Here is a 20,536-nt window from a genome sequence, read left to right as displayed (position 1 = left end):
TTATAATAGACTTGTTTTTAAATTATTTTAAATAAAAATTTTATAATTATTATATTAATAAAATATTTAAACTATTAAAATAAAGTTCTTTCACAGAGTAAAGCAGACAGCATATAAAATATATTTAAGCACAGATAAATTATAATTGTAAACACTATTCAAGAAGTTTTTTCTGTATATAGTCAATCTCTTTAAGTATATTTTTTCTAGCCTCCGAATCTTTCCCCCATACAGCCTTACTTAGAGCAGTTTCATAATTGCTCAAAGCCTCTTTAAGAAGAGTATTTGTATTTTTGTCAATATATTTTTCTGCTCTTGTTTTATAAATCTTTCCAAGGAGTTCATATCCGCTGTAATCATCTGGAAGCAATGCCAAATAGTTTAATGCATAATTCTCAGCATTGATATCATCTTTAAAATTATGCAAATATACCAAAGCAGCTCTGTAATTTGCAGCAGCATAATTTTTATTTATTTTTACTATATTCTGATAATTACTTAATGCCTCTTTAGTATTTCCTATAAGCTCATTAATATAAGCCTTTTGATAAAGATAATTAATATTATTATTATCTAAATCTATTGCACTATTAATAGACTTCATAGCATTACCATAATCACCAATATCAGTATAAAGTTTTGAAGAAGCATAAAGAACATCTTTAGTATTAGTATTTTTATTAAGTAATTCTTCAATATATGAAGATGTGTAATTATCTAAATGAACAGCTGTTTCAGCTATATAAATTGGATTTACATCTAAATATTTTGAAGCTCTATCATAGCATTTCATAGAATAAGAATATAAATAAGCCTTGTTGTATTCTCTTCCAAGAAGTAAATCCTTTCCTCCATATATATTAATATATTCTGTTATTTTATTTATTATATTAACTCCTTCTATGTTATATTCTCTTATATAGCTTTCTGCAAGTCTTATTCTATTTTCTATATAAGCAGGAGCAATTCTTAAAATTTCATTCATAGTAGAAGATAAAGAAACATAAGCATTGATATTATCATAATAACCTATAGAACTTAAATATGAATTAACATCCATCTCATTTTTTACAGCCAAAGCATCATAATTACTTCTGTTTCTTCTAATAGCTAAAGCAGCAGTTTTAGAAGCATTTTCATATTGTTTATTCTCATAAAGATAAGCAGCATAAAGCCCGTAAGTTATAGACTCTATCTTTTTTATATAGGCAACATCATAATTTTTATTTCTCAAGTCAGATATATATGCCAAAGCCTCATCAAACTGATTAAACCTTATAAACTCGTATATTCTGTCTGTAACCAAATTTAAATTTAATTTTAATTCTTCTTCCCAATATTCTGTTGCCTTTATATCTATAATATCTCTTTCTTTTTGATAAAGTGATGTATCATTATTTGAAGCTCTTATCTCTAATAATTTTCTTAGCAACAACACATTATTTACGCTTATTATATTAGCATTAAAAGCCTCTTTTAAGATATCTATAGCTTTATCTATAGAACCAAGTTCGTAATAGGCATCAGCAATATATCCTATTCTAAGCTGTTCTTCAGTACCGTAAAATCTGTACATAGATAATAACTGCATCATATCTACATAATAATTCTGCTCTTTTAATTGTTCTGCCTTATCAAGTATCATATTATAATCTATATTCTTTAATAATTCAGAAGCAATACTGCTGTAAGATGTTACTTCAGATAATAGATTTTTTGCCTCAGTATATCTTTTTTTTCTTATTAAACTTTTACTGTATTCTATTTTATTTTCATCAGATATATTATAAAAATTAATTATTTGAGATATAATATTATCAGGATAGTAAGTATACCCAATATCATAAAGCATAGAAGCAAATGTTTCATAAAGTCTAGGTTTATTATAACAATATTCAAGTCCAGTTTCTAATATTTTTATAGCTTCTGTTTCATTATTTTCATACAGATATATCTGAGCTAAAATAGCATAAGCCTCATCAAAATCTTTTTCTGAAGATATTAATTTTGATAGTATAGATTTTGATCTTTGATAATCCTGCATTTCAAAATATGTTTTACCCAAAGCAGCAGTTACTTCAGGATAATTTACAGAATATGAAGAGATATTATTTAATATAAAAAGAGCATTAGTATAATTTTTAGCCTGAATATCTTTGTCCCATAAATAAAGCTCTTTTTTTACTATGGCATTCGATATTTTACTCTGTATTCTAATTTTATCCTCATTATTTGAATATTTAGTACTTTTATAATTATTAACAGCATCATCATACCTGTTATTTAATAAATTTATATCTCCAAGCCCCTCATTTCCGTAAGACTGATTATCTTTAAGAGAGCTTTGAAAATATGAATTTGCACTTTTTATATCGCCGTTTTTTAAAGCAGAATTACCAGCTAAAAAAAGCCAATAAGGATTATTTGTCGCCTTATATGCTGTAAGATAAGTTATTACAGTTTGTTCATATTCATTTATAGTATCAAAAAAATTCCCTGCCAAACTATAAACTTTATCAGTATCGTTTGTATTTATATATAAAGATAAAAGTTTTGTAAAATCTAAAGCGGCATAATGTAAATCAGAACGTCTGAAATATGATAATCCTCTTATGTAATATAGCTTATAATAATTTGTATAATTAGCTTCTAACTCATTACAAAGTTCAATAGCTTCAAAAAATTTTCCTTCCATAGCTAATTTTTCAGCTGTTTCTAACTCTTTATTAATAATATTATCATTACTAATAAGCATATTATTAGTAGGTGCTTTTATATCATCTAAAGAAATATTAACGTTTCTGTCTTCCATAACAAAATGATATTGTAAAATATCTCTGGAATATGCCGAAACATATAATGTAAAAATTATAAGCAGTATATTTTTTAATTTCATAACAAGTCCTTATTTACTATTTTTAATATCGGAATAGAACTTGTAATATTTTAATTAAGTAAGCAGGTAAAAATGAAAGAGATAGTTATATTAATATCGAATGCCGGAAATATAAAAGATAAATCAAATCAGTTTATGCTAAATATGATAGAGCATTTTTATAAATCTGGAATAAGAATAACTGTATTTTCAAAATCATTTTCAAAAAACTTTCCTGCTTATATAGCGAGAAAACATTTATCTTCATTACTATTTACTAAATCTGCAAAGGATATAGCAAATATATCAGAAAATGCCGATGCCATTATAGCTATGGACTTCCCTATGAATATAATTGCTTCTATGACAAAAAATATATTCATAAAAAAAAGATTAAATAAAATGCCTGTTATAGTATGGTATGCTCTTAATTTTCAAAATCATTTGTATTTTCAAGAGAAAAAAGATAATAAAACTAAATTAACAGAAAAAAGACTTATAAAATTGGATTATGAGCATACTTTAAATATGGATATAATTATATGCGGAAGCAATAAAATAAAAGAAAGACTATTATATCTGCATAAGGATATAAAAAATATAGAAGTAATGCAGCCTTATTTTTCTCCGTATATTTTTATAAATAAGAATAAAGAAAAAGATAAATCAATAGTAATATTTTATGATAGAGAGGACACTATATTTAAATGTACTGCTGCATATGCCCAATATTTAAAAGAAACTGAAAATATATACCGATTGAAAATAATAGGATATGATAAAGAATTAAAAGAAAATATAAACAAATTATCTATAGGACAGTATGTCGATTTTATAGATGAAGATAATAATGCATATATAGCAGAAATTATATCAAATTCAAATGCTATTATAATACATAATACAAAAGATTCTTTTTATACTCAGATAATGGCTGCTTGGCATTATAAAACTCTTCCTATAATAGATGAAAAAAGTTCTTCGGCTGAAATAGCATTAGATGAAAAAAATGCATTGATATACAATTCTAAAAATCCTATATCAATAATATCAAAAATAAAAAAAATGTCAGAAAATAAAAAAACATATGAAATGTTTATGAACTCTATTAATGAAGCAGAAAATAATAATAAAATAATAGAATTTATAAGCAGTTTTTCTCAAGGCAGTATATGAATAAATGGTATCTAAGAAAAATTAAAAATAAATACGAACTTTACTGTATTGATGACAGCTTTGATGATGAAGCTCCAATTTTGGTGCTTATAAATATTTTAAAAGACAAATATACAAACATCATATTTAAAGATGAGCCGTCTAATATTATGGGCGGAGAATACAGAAAAAAAGTAATAATTGATAATATAGAGCTAAACATATACGAGGAATTATCATCTTTGACATTGAGCTCTGATGATAAAAGAGCAAATGATATAATACTAGAGATATCTCATTTATTAAATGCTGAGATTATATAACTTATTTATCATTATCATTTAGCCTCAAACTATCAATAGCATTATTCAATTTTCTTTTTAATTTTTTCCTATTTATCTCATTTCTTATTTCATCTTGATACATTTTACTGCTGTTTTCCATGCTTTCTAATTGAGTATTACCCATTTTAAAAACCTGCTTTAATATATTTTTGGCATCTTTATATCCCTCTTCAAGACGCATTCTAGCTCCTTCAAGAGAAAAATCCATAGCACCAGTAAAAAAATCGCCTATATCACTATTAGGTACTATTTCATATACTTTGCAATTAGACGACTTTTCTATAAAAGAATCTTTATACAAATTAATAACTATTATCTCATCACAGTTCTCATCATAAAGAGGTTTCAATGGAAGATTATTTCCGTTTAATATTTCAACTCCTCCATCAACATAATCTACTCCCTTAATATTTTGCCTTCCAAATACTAAAGGTATAGCACTTGTTGCCATCATTATTTCTTTTATTTCCTGATGAGTTTTTCCGTTTAGCTTAAAATATTCTACATTTATTTTTTTTAAGTTTACAGCAGCTGCATATATCGGATACTCATAATTTACAATAATATCAATATTCAAATACTTATCTATTATCTCTATAAGTCCTTCTCTGCTGAATATACCATTTGAAGATATAAAAGAATTATTTTTATCAATTTTCTTTTTTGATAATATTTTATCTTCTATTTCATTAGTCCAAATATATTCAGCTATCTCATAATTATTCTGTGCTATTAAGCATGCATTAAGAACACCTACAGAAGTCCCAGCAATGGCTTTAATCATATTATCAACTTCATACTCTTTTAAAGCCTTCCAAACTCCTATCTGATAGCTTCCAAGTCCGCCGCCGCCGCCTAATACTAAACCTAATTTTTTCATAAATAATCTATAACTCCTAAATCTTACTTAAATATACTCCCCAAAAATCATTCATAAACTCTAAATAATCTTTTTTATTTTTATCTGCTGCTTTATCTATCTTTTTCTCCATTCTTTCTTTATACAATTTTATTTTTTTATACTGATCCTCCAACTTCTGCTTATATCTGTATATATCTTTATTTGATGAGCAATAATCAAAATATTTATTTAAGTATTTCATTGTATTTTCATAATCTCTTTTTATCAAATATATTTTTGCAGTCTCTTTGTAGCATAAAGGTTTTTCATAATATTGAATCTCTCTTATAAGTATTTTATACATGCACTCTATTCTTATATTATGTGCTTCTTTATTATCTTTTTCTTTGCTTAATATAATATCACATTCTTTTACAGCTTTTTTATATTTTTTTTCAGAGAAATATTTTTTTGCCAATTCTACTCTTGCCTCTATACTTACAAAGTTATTCTTACTTGGAAGATTTGTTTTTTTTGATATCATTTTTAATTCATTCATTATTAGTATTATAATATCATAATTTGTTATCTCTGTATTATAATCAAAATTTGATATATTCATTCCGTATTCATTTATTAAATTAAGTTTTATACTAGATATATCATTATTTCCTAAATTAAGTATTGACGTTATTATATAACTTTCTTCTTTAGATAGACTATCTAATTTTTTTATACCGCTTAATATAGGTATAACATAATTCGGAAGATATATATTGTATTTAATATTGTAAAAAATTTTATCTACAAAATTAGGCTTATTAATCAATTTAGTATATATATCTACTACTTTAGTTTTTGCATCAGCATCTATATTAAAATCCATTAGTATAGATTTTATCATATAAATATGCTCTTTAGTAATAGAGTTTTCATTGCTGTAGCATATTTTTGAAAAGAGATCATTACTCAAACATATAATCTTTTCAATACCATCCATATCATTATATTTAATATTATTAAATTCAAGTATATTTGCCGAAGCCTTAAACTCTAAAAGCTGAACCTTTTTTTCAAGCGAATCTATTCTATTGGATTCCTGATTTATTTTATTAAGTATATAATTAAAAGACTCTCTTATATTATTGCATATAGTTACAAGTTCTTTTTCAATATTTTGTTCTATATTATTTAATTTATTATTTATATATATGAGTCCTTCATAAGTTATTTTATTTTGTTCAGCCAAACACTCTATCATTTTTATTGAAGCATCTTTTACTAATATATAATTATAATCTATCTCACCTCTTACCTTCCTATTTTGTCCTGTTATAGAATTAAATATATTTTTGAAAAAACCTTGTTTTGATAAAAATTCAGTTCTTGATTTTCCAGCACTTAAAGCGGATACTGCTTCTATGGTTAATTCTGTAAGTTTAGTAGAGTTATGCTCATATTCTTTTATATTATTAAGTATATATTCTTGTATTATTGTTTTATCTTTATCGTTAATCTCATTTTCATAAGGTATAGCTAAATTCATGATAACTCCAATAGATATAATAAATATAAAATGAATATATATATTATACAATCTATTGATTTTTTTAACAATTATGCTATTATATAAATACTAACAGTTTAAGTAATGATTATGCAATCAATCAATCAATCAATCAATCAATCAATCAATCAATCAATCAATCAATCAATCAATCAATCAATCAATCAATCAATCAATCAATCAATCAATCAATCAATCAATCAATCAATTGGTTGGTTTATTGTAATTTTAAAATAAGGATATAAAAATGAAAAGAAAATTAATAATTACTATTTTGTTTACTTTTTTATTTTCATCTGCAGTTTTTCCAGCATTTGAACTTTCTTTAATTCCTAAATTTGGTTTTCAAATTAATTTACCTAATGTAAACTCATCAAGATTTGGTATGAATTATTATAAAAGTTTAGAGCCTAAAGTTGATATTAATTTGCAGTTAGGATATAAGTTTAAGATTAATAATAATATATTAAACGGCATAAGTTTATTGTTTGATACAGGCTTTGACGTAACTTTTATATCAATAAAAAATCCATATGATTATCAGGTAAATAAAATAGACATATTGAGTTTATATACTGGGATAGGATTAAAATTCGAATTTCATAATTTTAAAAGTAATTTTATCTTACCTGCAAATATGACTTTAGGTATAGCGTCTGGAGCTAAATATGGAGTGCTTACCGGAAATAATAATTTTAATCTAAATAGAATTCCAATATCTGTTTATGCCAGACTAACTTTAGAAGACAGATTCTATCAAACTGAAAAATATGCTTTTTTAGTATCTCTTGATCTATTTTATGAATATATGTTTTTCAATAAAAATGACATTAATAAACTTTTTTATTCGTATGATGTAAAAAATTATCATTCTGTAGGATTTACTTTAGGTTTAGGAATGATGTTTGGAAGCAAGTAAAATTTAACAATTAACACTTTACAAACTTTAATATTTTTGTATAATATCCCCGTTTAATAACAATAAAATAATAAAAACAATAAATAATAGAGGTAATTAAATGTCTGTAAAATGTGTTTGGTGCGGTAAAGAAATAGAAGAAGTACAAGGTCAGGCTACTATGGATACCTGCGATGAATGCGAAGATTTTTTTGAAGAGCATATTGATGATATAGCAGCCTCTTTAAATGAACTTCTTAAAAAAAATGAAGCCTCATCATCAAAACCTACAGAAAAAAAGGCATGGATAAGCTACTCACTTATAACAGCAATTCATATGCTAAGCTCAAAACCATATATAGAGTTTAAAAATTCCAAATATAAAGATTTAATTACGGATGATAAAAAATGAGAAAATTATATATAATAACCTTAATGTTTTTTTGCTTTGCTGTAAGTTTAACTCCTAAATCCTCAGAAAACTTTTACTGTGAATACTGCGGAAATAGATTTAACTCTGTAAAAACTCTTACATCACAAAACTGTATGCGTCATCCAGACGGTAATTACAAAGGCAAGCATAAACTTTATGAAGGAAGCGAAAAAGATGAATACACCTGCAAATATTGCGGAAATAAATATAAAACTTTAAAACAGCTAACCTCTTCAAAATGTATGCGTCACTCAAATGGTAATTATAAAGGCTATCATTCACCAGCACTATAATTTTTACTTCTGATATTTTATAGTAAAATATTTTATTGCATATTCATAATATAAAATGTAAAAATAAAAACTACTGCTATAATTAAAATATTAAAACTTATTAATATTAAAAAGATTTTTTGAATAATTGATAAATAAAATAAATCATAATCTTTATATAATAAAGGAAGACACTTTATATTAAAAGCCTCTTCCTTTATAAAATTTTATTAAAACTAACCCATTAAATTATTTATTGTTTTGTAGGCTGTGAATTATTATTTTTGCTCATTGAATCCATACCCGATATACTATAACGCATTTCAGTATCAGCCATAATATTTTTCATATTATAATAATCAAGCACCCCAATATTTCCTTTTTTAAGAGCTTCAGCAATAGCAAGAGGAAGCTGAGATTCTGCCTCTACAACTTTAGCCTTCATCTCTTCAACTTGAGCACGCATTTCCTGTTCACGTGCTATAGCCATAACTCTTCTCTCTTCAGCTTTAGCCTGAGCAATTTTCTTGTCTGCTTCAGCTTGGTCAATCTGTAAGAAAGCCCCAATATTGCTTCCAACATCAACATCGGCAATATCAATAGAAAGTATTTCAAAAGCAGTACCAGAATCAAGCCCTTTAGCAAGTACAACCTGAGAAATTCTATCCGGATTTTCTAAAACTTCCTTGTGTGAAGCAGAACTGCCTATAGTAGTAACTATACCCTCGCCTACTCTAGCAATAATAGTTTCTTCGCCAGCTCCGCCAACAAGACGGTTAATATTTGTTCTAACAGTAACTCTGGCAGTAGCCTTTACCTGTATACCGTCTTTAGCAACAGCGGCAATTAAAGGAGTAGCTATAACTCTAGGAGAAACAGAAGTTCTTATAGCATCAACTAAATCTCTTCCAGCCAAATCTATAGCAGCAGCACGCTCAAAACTTAAATCCAAAGAAGCCTTATCTGCCGCAATCAAAGCATCAGCAACAGCAGTAGGATTACCGCCTGCTAAATAATGTGCCTCAAGCTCATTTGTGCCTATTTTTAAACCTGCTTTCCATAACTTTATTTGATTTAATACTATAAGCGAAGGATTAACTCTTCTAAGACGCATAGTAATTAAAGTTATCATATTTATTCTTACACCAGAAAACAAAGCTGTAATCCAAAGTCCCATAGGGAAAAAATGTAAGAAAATAAATAGAAGTATCAGTATTACCACAATACCGACAAACATAGGAATAATTGGAATATAACCAAAATCAAACATATACAAACCTCCTAAAAATATTATTAATTATGTACATAAGTTCCTATATCTTCTCCGGAAATAGCCTTAGTAATATTTCCTTTTTCATTCATGTTAAATACTCTTATAGGCATATCATTATCATTAGCCATTGCAAAAGCTGTCATATCCATAACACGAAGATTTTGACTAATAGCTTCTCTAAAAGTAATATCTTTATACATTTTAGCATCTTTATTTGCTTTAGGGTCTTTATCATAAACTCCGTCAACATTAGTACCTTTTAATACTATAGAAGCCCCTATCTCTAAAGCTCTTAATATAGCAGTACTGTCAGTTGTGAAGTAAGGATTTGAAGTGCCTCCCGCTATTATCAAAACATTACCGCGTTCTAATATACGAATGGCTTTATCTCTCTCAAAACCTTCTATCATACCTTCTATATTAAAAGCTGATAATATTTGAGTAGGAGTTCCTGCCGCCATAAATCTGTCTTTTAAAGCGATAGCATTCATAATAGTAGCGAGCATGCCCATAGAATCAGCTGTAGCTCTTACCATTCCAGTTTTATTTGATAACTGCATTCCTCTAAATATATTACCGCCTCCAACAACAACCGCTATTTGGGTATCATTTCCAGCAGCTTTCATCTCTAATGCTATTCTGTCAACAACATTATTATCAATACCGTATTCTTTCTCTCCAAGCAGTGCTTCACCTGATATCTTAAGCAACACTCTTTTTTCCATCAATTGACCTCTTATTTTTATATTAGATATTGCCATATTATACTATTTTTTTGACAATAATCAAGATTAAATAATTTATAATTTTTAAACATATAAATATCTACATAACATTTTACTATTTAAGCACAATACAAAGTTAATGTAACATTTTTAATACCTAAATAATTATAGTTTATCAAAATAAATTTTTTAAATTTTGTTATTTCTTGGGACTAGCCATACTAAGCCGCACCCCAAGTTCTTTACAGACCGCCCATACACTGCGAAAAGACTGCATTTTCAGCCTAAATTTTTAATATTGCCATATATTTTAAATATAAAGTTCTAGCAGCTGCGTTTTTCGCGAAGCGTGCCTGTGACAAGAACTTTGGCTAAGCCCGGCAAAAAAGTTTATAATTCTATATAAAGTGCATCAGTTGACAAAATGAAATTGTCCAATTATAGACTATTTTATTATTCTTCGGCAAATCTTTTTAAAACATCATGACTTAATCTGTAAGAAGTCCAATCAGACATCTGAAGAGCATTGAGTGATAAATAAAAATCAATGCTAGACTTATTCCAATCCAAGCACTGCCAATCAAGCCTTTCGCATCCTCTCTCAACAGCAATTTTAGCAATTTCTTTTAAAAGCTTCTTTCCATATCCAAGACCTCTGTAATTTGGAGTTATGTATAAATCTTCTAAATATATCCCAGCTTTTCCCAAAAATGTAGAAAAATTATGAAAAAATAATGCATAGCCTATTTCAGTATTATTTTCTAATGCTATCAATACTTCGCATTTATTTTTTTCAAATATCCATTCTCTTAATAGATCCTCAGTAGCAGTAACCTCATGCTCTAATTTTTCGTATACTGCAAGCTCTTTTATAAACTTTAATATTGTAGGTATATCATTGACAGATGCAAACCTTACATAAAAATTATTATTTATTTTATCACTCATTTTTAAACCTTTTATATTATTTTAACTTATTGGGATTTAAGCATTTCAAACTGTCAATAACAAATATCCCATCTTTTCTTATTAGCTTATCATCAAAATAAATCTCACCGCCCCCGTATTTTTTAGTCTGAATACATACCAAATCCCAATGCACAGAAGAATTATTTCCATTAGGAGCTTCATCATAACAAGCACCTGGTGTAAAATGAAAACTTCCCATAATTTTTTCATCAAATAATATATCTTTCATAGGCTCTGTTATATAAGGATTAACCCCTATAGCAAACTCCCCTATATATCTTGAACCGCTGTCAGTATCTAATATCTTATTTATTCTTTTAGTATCATTACAAGATGCATTAACTATTTTACCATTTTTAAACTCAAATCTTACATTCTCATAAGTAAAACCATCACTATATAAAGAAGGAGTATTATAAGTTAAAACCCCATTAACAGAATTTTTTACAGGTGCCGTAAATACTTCACCGTCTGGAATATTAAGCTCTCCTGCACATTTTATAGCAGGTATATTTTTTATAGAAAAAGTCAAATCCGTACCATTTCCTACTATTCTAACTTTATCAGTTTTATTCATAAGAGAAACCAAACTATCCATAGCTTTAGACATTTTTGAATAATCTAAATTACAAACTTTAAAATAAAAATCTTCAAACTCATCAGTACTCATAGAAGCCTGCTGAGCCATTGCTGGTGTAGGATAATTCATTACAACCCATTTTGTATTTTTTACTCTCTCTTTCATATGCACTGGATTTAGATAAAACTTTTCATATATTTTATTATTTTCTATCTTTACAGAAGAGTTTTCAGCACTGTTTAATCCGCCCCATATACCTATATAAGCGTCCATTTCTTTCATAAGCATCAAATCTGATTTAGCCCAAATTTTCATCTGCTCTTCATTACACTGCTTCAATAATTCTCTCATTATATAGGGATCATGATTCCAAACAAAGGGACTAGCACCTGCTTTATAGACTTCATTTATAATAGCTGTAACTAAATTACGCTCATCTCCTACTCCGTATGATTTTATAAGAACTTTTTCACCTTTTTTTAATTTGCATGAATAATTAACTATTGTTTTTGCAAGCTTCTCTATTCTTGTGTCTTTCATAAATACACAACTCCTTAAAACAATTTTATTAATCAATTTTACACAATTAATTAATAATAATCAATAAAATCAGTAATATATATAGTAAAAAATTATTTAAATTATATAATAAAATATATAAAAAAATTACTTTAGGTTATAAAAATGAAAAAAAATATATTATTAATTATATTTACTCTTTTATTTGCATCTTCAGTATATGCAGCTAATAATGCAAAAGATGCTGAAGGATTTTGGGCTATGCCTGAAAAACCAAAAGGAAGAATGAAAACAGTAAAAATAATAGTTATAGACAATAAAGTTTATGCATATGCAGTAGAATTGCGTGATAATATAAAAAGCACATTAGATATACATAATCCTAATAAAAGTTTAAGAGACAAAGAACTCATAGGACTAATATTTATATATGATATAGTATTTGAAAATGGACAGTGGACTACTGGCAGAATATATCATACAGATCAAGGAAGTACATACTATGCTAATATAAATCTTACTGAAGATAAAAATACATTGCTATTAAAGGCTTCTCTTGACAAATCAGGTATGGTAGGAGCAACTGTAAAATGGAGAAGATTATCAAAAGAGGAATCCTCAAAATATAATGATATACCTATAAACAAACTTCGCACTGTAGAAGGCAAAGGAATATAAAAAATATACTAATACTTGAAAAATCCATATATAAATTAACATAATATAGTTAACATATTTTAATATTATGTTAATTCATATCATAGCTAGGTATAGTTTATGTAAAAAATTAAAAAATTAAAATTAAATTTCATTTTTGTTATTGACATAATCTTTTTTCTAGTATATAAGAATTGCGTTAATTTTGAGAATTAACAAAAAACTATTTCGGAGTGAATCAATATTATGAAAAAGATTTTGATTTTCCTAATCCTTTCAAGCATGTTCATGCTTATTTCCTGTTCGGGCGGTGCTTCAAATCCAAATGACATAGTAATCACAGGTTCTTCTTCAGTTTCTCCGCTAATGTTTAAATTGGCTGCAAAGTTTGAAGAGCTTAATCCTGATTATACAGTCATAGTAGAGACTTCTGATTCTACTATAGGAATTCAAGACACTGTAAACGGAAATAACAATATAGGAATGGCTTCAAGAAATTTGAAAGAAGATGAGCTTTCTGGTCTTGATACTTACTTATTATGTCAGGACGGCATAGTAATTATAGCAAATAAAGATGCTGATATAAGTCAGATAAGCGAAGAAGAGCTGTATAATCTTTATATGATGAATACCGCAGTAAATGGTATAACAAAATCAATATCAAGAGAAGACGGTTCTGGTACTAGAAGTGCTTTTACAGATTTAACTTTGATAGGCAAAGATAATCCTCTTCCATCAACAGTAGAAATACTTGATGCTACCGGAAAGGTAAAAACTTCTATTATGAGCGATGCATCAAAAATAGGCTATATATCTCTAGGTTCTATTGATGATACAATAAAGCCTCTGGCATACAAAGCAAAAGGACAAAATGAATATGTTACGGCTTCTGTAGAGAATATACAGAATAATTCATATAAACTTTACCGTCCTTTTTACATATTCACCAAAAAGGGAATTGAGCTTGATGCTGGGACTAAGGCTTTCCTAAATTTCATAAACAGTGAAACAGGAAAAACGGTTATAAATGAAAATGGGTATGTAGCTAGTTAATAAAAAGCAAAGTCGGTATACAGGCAATTAATATTTGTATATCGGCTTTTTTATTATTACAAAATTTTTTTATATAAATTCTTCTAATATAAAAATTAATAACAAAATAGGATATATATTTTGAACAGCAATATTAATAAACATATATTTAATGAAATTGCAGATAATATTATGAGATATATATTTTTTATATGTTCTATATTTTCAGTTATAGTTGTATTTTCAATATGTATTTTTATATTTATCTACAGTATTCCAATATTTAAAGAAGTAGGATTTTTAAATTTTGTTTTTGGTATGAATTGGTCGCCTTCATCAAAAGAGTTTGGAATATTTCCGATGATAGTAGGCTCTGTATATATAACAATTCTCTCTACAATTCTTGGAGGAGGATTCGGATTTTTTACAGCAGTTTATATATCGATGTTTGCACCGTCAAAATTAAAAACAATACTATCGCAGGTTATAGATTTGCTTGCAGGAATACCATCAATAGTTTACGGATTTTTTGGAATGGCAGTATTAGTGCCCTTTCTAAAAAACATATCTCCAAATAACATCGGCGAAGGAGTTTTAGCAGGTTCTATAATACTTGCAGTTATGATACTTCCTACAATAACATCTATTACAAAATATAATTTAGAGGCAGTATACAAATATTATTATGACGGAGCTATAGCATTAGGCAGCACTCATTCTCAGGCTGTTTTCGGCGTTATAGTAAAAGCTGCAAAATCCGGTATATTTTCGGCTATAGTGCTTGGTATGGGAAGAGCTATAGGAGAAACTATGGCTGTTATGATGGTGGCTGGAAATGCTCCTTTTATACCTAAAGATTTATTCTCGTATTTTAGAACTATGACTATTAATATAGCTTTGGAAATGGGATATGCTACTGGTATTCATAGATCTGCATTGATTGCAACGGCATTTGTGCTTCTCATTTTTATACTTATAATAAATATAATACTTTCTCTATTAAAAAGAAATAATTTATATTTTTCATTTTCTTTAAGCAGTTTATTTAATAAAAATAAAGAATTACAAAATGATATAAGTAATTTCTCTTTTAAAAATATAAAAATGCAAGTATCAGCAGTAAAAGCGGATATACTCAAATATATTTCAATAATAGCTTCTATAATAGCAACACTTTTTCTTGTATTTATAGTAGTATTTATACTTGTAAGAGGATTGCCTCATATTAACTTTAATCTCTTATTTGGAAAAAGCAACAATTCTCAAATGACGCTTCTACCCGCTATAGTTTCTACTGCTATGATACTTTTTATGTCATTAATAATAGCAATACCTCTTGGAGTTTTTGCGGCTATTTATTTGACAGAATATTCAAAAGCTAAAAGCAAATTAATATCAGTTATAAGAATATTTACTGATAGTTTATCCGGCATACCTTCAATAGTATTCGGGCTTTTTGGTATGCTGGTATTTGCCAATCTTTTTGGTATAGGAAGAAGTATATTAGCAGGTTCTTTAACCTTAGTTTTGATAATACTTCCTTCTATAATAAGGCAGACTGAAGAAACATTATTATCAATTCCTTCAAGCCTTCGTGAGGGAAGTTTGGCACTTGGGGCTTCTAAAGTGAGAACTATATTTAAGATAGTACTTCCTTGCGGTTTTTCTGGAATAATGACTTCGGTTATACTAAGCATTGGAAGAATAGTCGGAGAAAGTGCGGCATTAATATATACTGCTGGTGCAGTAAGATATATGCCTAGAGGATATTTAAGCTCTGGAAGTACATTTTCTGTTATGATGTGGATGTTTTCAAGCGAGGGGCTTTATATAAATCAAACTTTTGCTACGGCTAGTATTCTTCTTATTATGGTTATATTTCTTAATGCTTTATTATTCTTTGTAAATAAAAAGCTAAAAAAAGATTATTAAGAATATTAAGAAATGGAGGTTAATATATTCATATGACTAAAGAATTAAACCCTAATATAAACTTTGATTTTAATATTGATAAAGTTATAAGAACTCAGAATCTAAATCTGTATTATGAAAGTTTTCAGGCTTTAAAAAATATTAATATAGATATAAATAAAAACAGCACAACTGCATTTATAGGTCCTTCAGGCTGCGGTAAATCTACCCTACTAAAAACTTTTAACAGAATGAATGATTTAATTGCCAACTGCAAAATAGAAGGTGATATAGAAATAGCAGGAGTTAATATTTACAATAAAAATATTAATGTCTCATATTTAAGAAAGAATGTAGGAATGGTATTTCAAAAGTCAAATCTTTTTGCTATGAGTGTTTATGATAATATAGCTTACGGACCTAGAACATTCGGAATAAAAAAGAAATCAGAACTAGATGGCATAGTAGAATACAGTTTAACAAAAGCAGCTATTTGGGACGATATAAAAGATAGGCTTAATAAAAATGCTTTAGGACTTTCCGGAGGGCAGCAGCAGAGATTATGCATAGCAAGAGCATTGTCAGTAAATCCTAAAATACTTCTTATGGACGAGCCTACAAGTGCATTGGACCCTATAAGTACAGGTAAGATAGAAGAACTTATTAATGAACTTAAAAATGAATATACTATAGTAATAGTTACTCATAATATGCAGCAGGCTATGAGAGTATCCGATAAAACAGCATTCTTCCTATTTGGTGAAATAGTAGAATACGATAATACAGAAGAAATATTTTCTAAACCAAAAGATGAAAGAACAGAAAAATATATTACTGGAAGATTCGGATAATTTATATTTTTTATATTATTTATTTTATAAAAACAAATGGAGAAATAATAAATGAAAAAATTTGAAGAAGAATTAAATAAATTAACTGATTATGTTGCTGAAGCTGGAGATATGATACTCGAGGCTTTAAGAAACTCATCTAATGCCTTGATAAACGGAGATATTGAACTTGCTAATAATGTAATAGAAAATGACAGAAATATAAACAGAATATCATACAAAATAGAAAGTGCATCTTTAAAAATGCTTTTATTAGAACACCCTGTAGCAACAGATTTGAGGATAGTTTCTGCTGCATTAAAAATAGCCACTGACCTAGAGAGGATAGGAGATCAGGCTAAAGATATATGCGATTTGATTAGATTTTTACTAGAAGGAAATCTATATAAAAATAATATTGATACCATAATAGAGATGTCAAAAATAATAGACTATATGGTTACAAACTGCCTCAAGGCTTTTAGAGAAAAAGATTCTAACTTGTCAAGAGATGTTATAGAAAGCGATGATAAAGTGGATAAACTATTTTATAAAATGCGTGATTCTATGGTTGATCTGATAAAAAGCGGAGCTGAGAATGCTGACCAAGCTATATATTTAATGATGATAGCAAAATATTTTGAGAAAATGGGAGACCATGCTGAAAATATAGCCAAATGGGTTTACTACTATACAACAGGCGAAAGATTTAAATAATATAGTTATTTAATATGCTATAAAAAGTTCTTATACTATAATCATTTTTTAGTATGAGAACTTTTTTATTTATATATAATTTATTTCTATAATATCAAAGAAAATTCTAATTTACATATTGCCCCTTGAGTTAACTTCAATGATATAATTCTCAAAAATTAATAATACTAGGAGAATTATTATAATGAAAAAACAAAATAATATTTTAGTATTAATATTGGCATTTGCTATATTTGCAATATTAAATACAGAAATAGGAATAGTAGGAGTGCTTCCTATAATTGCAGAAACTTTTAATGTAACTATAGAAAAATCAGGAATTTTAGTTAGTGCTTTTGCCTTTACAATAGCTATATCTGGTATAATAATGCCTTTATTATTTTCTGGTATCAATAAAAAAATATCCATGCTTATAGTAATTGGAGTATTTATAATAAGCAATATAGTATCAGCATTTACAAATAGTTTTAATATTCTTTTAATATTTAGAATAATACCAGCTATTTTTCACCCTATATACTGCTCTATGTCATTTACTGTAGCTTCAGAAACTGCTGAAGAAAAAGATATTCCTAAAGTTGTATCTATAATAATGATGGGAGTTTCTGCTGGAATAGTAATAGGAACTCCTGCATCAAATTTTTTTGCTGAAACTTATTCTTATAAAGCATCAATGTTGTTTGCGGCAGCTTTAAATATAGTATCATTTATAGCTATAATATTTTTAGTTCCATCAATGCCTGTAAGCAAAAAACTTTCTTATGGCTCTCAGCTTTCAGTATTAAAACTTCCTATAACTTGGATATCACTTGCAGCTGTTGCTTTGATTGCAGCTTCTATGTCATCAGTATACAGTTATTTTGCTCAATATATAAAAGATATATCAAATATTACTGGAAAATATTCAAGCATTATACTTTTTATATTTGGTATATCAAGCATAGTAGGAAATTTTTTAGCAGGAAAGTTTTTATCTAAAAATGCTATAAAATTTGTTACAGCATATCCATTTATATTTATTCTAATATATATTTTAGTATTTATTTTAGGAGGTATATCTGCTTTAATGTTTACAATATCATTTATTTGGGGAATAGTATACGGAATGGGTAACAATATTCAGCAGTATTGGATTACATCAGCAATTCCTCAAGCTCCTGAATTTTCAAATGGACTTTTTATATCTTTTGGAAATCTTGGAATAACAATAGGAACTTCTTTAGGCGGACTATTTATAACAAATACAACAATTAATAATCTGCCTATATGCGGAATAATATTTTTGATATTAACATTTATATCTATAATAATAAGACTTTTAATTGATAAAAAATATATTAAAAAATCATTAGCTTAAAATAAAGTTAATAAATTTAGAGCATACTATATAATAATATATAGTCTGCTTATATAATCAATCATTAATAGTTTCTACAACTACATTATATTCATTAGAACTGTAGCTTTCTTCTAATATATAAGCCTCGTTAGTTAAACTTACTGCTTTATTAACTTCTATATTATTACTAAGCAATACTTTAAATAAAGATTCATATGCCCTTTTTAAAGCATTTTGTGTGAGCATTTGTCTGGTATATGCATTTAATTTGGCATTTTCTGATATTTCTATTGAGGCATTTGCTCTGAATATTTTATCATCTATACTGCCCTCTTTTTTTAATCTGTTTAATACCTCTATAGTTCTATCATATATAGTATCATCTTTCAATTTTATCTCCGTATAAAAATTATCATCTTTTTTATATTCTTTAAAAGCTACAATATCCTCATTAGAAAAATCTATAAGATTACTGTCTTTCAATGAAACGGCAACTATATTAAAATCATTTCTATTGATTAAAGGAGCAGTTTGTTCGGCTATATAATAATACATAGCATCTTCTGCCTTCATTCTGCTTACTTCAAAACTTATATCTGTATATGCTTTTGAATGTAGTGATCCTCTTCTGATATTATTGCCTGAACATGATATTAGAATTATCAATATAATAAAAATATATAGCTTGTTTTTTTTCATGATTTATAATAAATTATCCTTTAATGTATTAATTATTTTAACTTATCATAGTTACTATTTGTAAAATCATAATTTAAAATAGAGATAAAAATTATATAAATAATTGGAGACTTTATATTGAATATTAAAGCATTTATTTTATTATTATTATTAATTATGTTTACATCTTGTCAAAAGAAACAGGATAATTTTTTAGAAGATATGGCTTCTTTGGATAAAGAGTATATGGATACATTATTAATTATAAGAGATGTTAATAATACTGACAGAAAAGGAGCTATAGAAAAATTTATTATAGTATGGAATGATTTTAAAAAAAAATACTACAATATTAATACCGAAGACCCACAATGGAAAACCGATTTTGACAGCTTGCAGGATATATTAATACGCTCTCACTATTATATATCAAGCAAGGAAGATGAAAGTGCAGGATATTCTATACTGCATGATATCAAATATGTATTATCCGATTTAAGAAAAAGAAATAATGTTAATTGGTTTTTTGATAATTTAAACTCAATATACAAAATAGCATATAGAATGGGAGAACTCTCAAAAATATATAATACATCTAATACAGTGCTTACTCAGGAAGAAGAAGAAAAATTAATAGTGGTTTATTATCTGCTTGATGAAGCTACTAAAACCACAATAGCCGAATTTGATAAAAGCAATATACATCTGCTTCATCTTTCTCAGCAGCAGCTTGGGACACTTAAACATAATATAGAAACTATAGATGATTTAGTTAAATCAATAGGAAATGATTTGTTCTCAAAAAAATATAGTAATATATCAAGTATATCTGAAAATATTCTAAATATATATTTTAACTCTCTGCAAATAATAAGAGGCTAAAATATATAATCCATAATAAATAATATAAGGGATAAATAT

Annotated in this window: 20 protein-coding genes; 12 read left to right on the top strand and 8 right to left on the bottom strand. The window is 27.1% G+C overall.

What is annotated here, in order from left to right:
• Positions 1 to 154: 154 nt before the first annotated feature.
• On the bottom strand, positions 155 to 2,896 hold the full coding sequence (locus tag BMUR_RS14265) for a tetratricopeptide repeat protein (RefSeq protein WP_013115254.1): 2,742 nt from the start codon (positions 2,894 to 2,896) through the stop codon (positions 155 to 157).
• Positions 2,897 to 2,968: 72 nt separating this feature from the next.
• Here BMUR_RS14265 and BMUR_RS14260 point away from each other — a divergent pair, with 72 nt between their 5' ends.
• Together BMUR_RS14260 and BMUR_RS14255 are read left to right on the top strand one after the other, a co-directional pair.
• Positions 2,969 to 4,051: a glycosyltransferase gene (locus BMUR_RS14260; RefSeq protein WP_013115253.1), complete on the top strand. Its 1,083-nt coding sequence runs from the start codon at positions 2,969 to 2,971 to the stop codon at positions 4,049 to 4,051.
• A complete protein-coding gene (locus BMUR_RS14255) occupies positions 4,048 to 4,353 on the top strand; it encodes a hypothetical protein (RefSeq protein ID WP_013115252.1) in 306 nt (101 codons plus the stop codon). The genes BMUR_RS14260 and BMUR_RS14255 overlap by 4 nt, the downstream gene beginning before the upstream one ends.
• A 1-nt stretch (position 4,354) precedes the next feature.
• Here the strand turns inward: BMUR_RS14255 and BMUR_RS14250 are convergent, their stop codons facing one another.
• Both BMUR_RS14250 and BMUR_RS14245 read right to left on the bottom strand, forming a co-directional pair.
• Positions 4,355 to 5,254 carry a patatin-like phospholipase family protein gene (locus BMUR_RS14250; protein ID WP_013115251.1) on the bottom strand — a complete coding sequence of 300 codons (900 nt, stop codon included), beginning with the start codon at positions 5,252 to 5,254 and terminating at the stop codon, positions 4,355 to 4,357.
• A 16-nt stretch (positions 5,255 to 5,270) separates the two neighbouring features.
• A complete protein-coding gene (locus BMUR_RS14245; RefSeq protein ID WP_013115250.1) occupies positions 5,271 to 6,761 on the bottom strand; it encodes a tetratricopeptide repeat protein in 1,491 nt (496 codons plus the stop codon).
• Positions 6,762 to 7,029: 268 nt separating this feature from the next.
• On the opposite strand from BMUR_RS14245, the gene BMUR_RS14240 reads away from it, so the two are divergent.
• The 3 genes from BMUR_RS14240 (at position 7,030) to BMUR_RS14230 (ending at position 8,406) form a co-directional block, all read left to right on the top strand.
• A complete protein-coding gene (locus tag BMUR_RS14240) occupies positions 7,030 to 7,701 on the top strand; it encodes a hypothetical protein (protein ID WP_013115249.1) in 672 nt (223 codons plus the stop codon).
• 100 nt (positions 7,702 to 7,801) lie between these two features.
• Positions 7,802 to 8,092, top strand: coding sequence for a hypothetical protein (locus BMUR_RS14235; RefSeq protein WP_013115248.1), 291 nt, complete (start codon positions 7,802 to 7,804; stop codon positions 8,090 to 8,092).
• Entirely contained in the window at positions 8,089 to 8,406 is a 318-nt protein-coding gene (locus BMUR_RS14230) for a hypothetical protein (RefSeq protein ID WP_013115247.1), read from the top strand. The genes BMUR_RS14235 and BMUR_RS14230 overlap by 4 nt, the downstream gene beginning before the upstream one ends.
• A gap of 232 nt (positions 8,407 to 8,638) precedes the next feature.
• Here BMUR_RS14230 and floA read toward each other — a convergent pair whose 3' ends face one another.
• The 4 genes from floA to BMUR_RS14210 form a co-directional block, all read right to left on the bottom strand.
• Positions 8,639 to 9,655 carry a flotillin-like protein FloA gene (gene floA / locus BMUR_RS14225; protein WP_013115246.1) on the bottom strand — a complete coding sequence of 339 codons (1,017 nt, stop codon included), beginning with the start codon at positions 9,653 to 9,655 and terminating at the stop codon, positions 8,639 to 8,641.
• 23 nt (positions 9,656 to 9,678) lie between these two features.
• Positions 9,679 to 10,383, bottom strand: coding sequence for a UMP kinase (gene pyrH, locus BMUR_RS14220; RefSeq protein ID WP_013115245.1), 705 nt, complete (start codon positions 10,381 to 10,383; stop codon positions 9,679 to 9,681).
• A gap of 453 nt (positions 10,384 to 10,836) precedes the next feature.
• The gene (locus tag BMUR_RS14215; protein ID WP_013115244.1) at positions 10,837 to 11,331 is read right to left on the bottom strand and encodes a GNAT family N-acetyltransferase; all 495 of its coding nucleotides are present in this window, start codon (positions 11,329 to 11,331) and stop codon (positions 10,837 to 10,839) included.
• Between the two features lie 16 nt (positions 11,332 to 11,347).
• Positions 11,348 to 12,472 carry an aminopeptidase gene (locus BMUR_RS14210; RefSeq protein WP_013115243.1) on the bottom strand — a complete coding sequence of 375 codons (1,125 nt, stop codon included), beginning with the start codon at positions 12,470 to 12,472 and terminating at the stop codon, positions 11,348 to 11,350.
• Positions 12,473 to 12,616: 144 nt separating this feature from the next.
• Here BMUR_RS14210 and BMUR_RS14205 point away from each other — a divergent pair, with 144 nt between their 5' ends.
• The 6 genes from BMUR_RS14205 to BMUR_RS14180 all read left to right on the top strand — a co-directional run bounded on the left by BMUR_RS14205 (position 12,617) and on the right by BMUR_RS14180 (position 18,955).
• Positions 12,617 to 13,129: a DUF2147 domain-containing protein gene (locus BMUR_RS14205; RefSeq protein ID WP_013115242.1), complete on the top strand. Its 513-nt coding sequence runs from the start codon at positions 12,617 to 12,619 to the stop codon at positions 13,127 to 13,129.
• Between the two features lie 225 nt (positions 13,130 to 13,354).
• Entirely contained in the window at positions 13,355 to 14,161 is an 807-nt protein-coding gene (locus tag BMUR_RS14200) for a substrate-binding domain-containing protein (RefSeq protein ID WP_013115241.1), read from the top strand.
• A 120-nt stretch (positions 14,162 to 14,281) separates the two neighbouring features.
• Entirely contained in the window at positions 14,282 to 16,072 is a 1,791-nt protein-coding gene (gene pstC / locus BMUR_RS14195; protein ID WP_013115240.1) for a phosphate ABC transporter permease subunit PstC, read from the top strand.
• Positions 16,073 to 16,104: 32 nt separating this feature from the next.
• Positions 16,105 to 16,902 (top strand): phosphate ABC transporter ATP-binding protein PstB, encoded by a 798-nt coding sequence (pstB, locus tag BMUR_RS14190; RefSeq protein WP_013115239.1) that lies wholly within the window; start codon positions 16,105 to 16,107, stop codon positions 16,900 to 16,902.
• Positions 16,903 to 16,953: 51 nt separating this feature from the next.
• Positions 16,954 to 17,598: a phosphate signaling complex protein PhoU gene (gene phoU / locus BMUR_RS14185; protein WP_013115238.1), complete on the top strand. Its 645-nt coding sequence runs from the start codon at positions 16,954 to 16,956 to the stop codon at positions 17,596 to 17,598.
• Positions 17,599 to 17,782: 184 nt separating this feature from the next.
• Positions 17,783 to 18,955 carry an MFS transporter gene (locus BMUR_RS14180; RefSeq protein WP_013115237.1) on the top strand — a complete coding sequence of 391 codons (1,173 nt, stop codon included), beginning with the start codon at positions 17,783 to 17,785 and terminating at the stop codon, positions 18,953 to 18,955.
• A 57-nt stretch (positions 18,956 to 19,012) separates the two neighbouring features.
• On the opposite strand, the gene BMUR_RS14175 is transcribed toward BMUR_RS14180, so the two are convergent.
• Positions 19,013 to 19,636: a hypothetical protein gene (locus BMUR_RS14175; protein WP_013115236.1), complete on the bottom strand. Its 624-nt coding sequence runs from the start codon at positions 19,634 to 19,636 to the stop codon at positions 19,013 to 19,015.
• A gap of 117 nt (positions 19,637 to 19,753) precedes the next feature.
• Between BMUR_RS14175 and BMUR_RS14170 the strand changes: the two genes are divergently transcribed.
• Positions 19,754 to 20,497, top strand: coding sequence for a hypothetical protein (locus tag BMUR_RS14170; RefSeq protein WP_013115235.1), 744 nt, complete (start codon positions 19,754 to 19,756; stop codon positions 20,495 to 20,497).
• Positions 20,498 to 20,536: the final 39 nt, after the last annotated feature.

It is taken from the genome of Brachyspira murdochii DSM 12563 (assembly GCF_000092845.1).
Taxonomy (GTDB): domain Bacteria; phylum Spirochaetota; class Brachyspiria; order Brachyspirales; family Brachyspiraceae; genus Brachyspira; species Brachyspira murdochii.
Note: the sequence above shows the minus strand (reverse complement) of the source record. Positions and strands in the feature narration are given on the sequence as shown.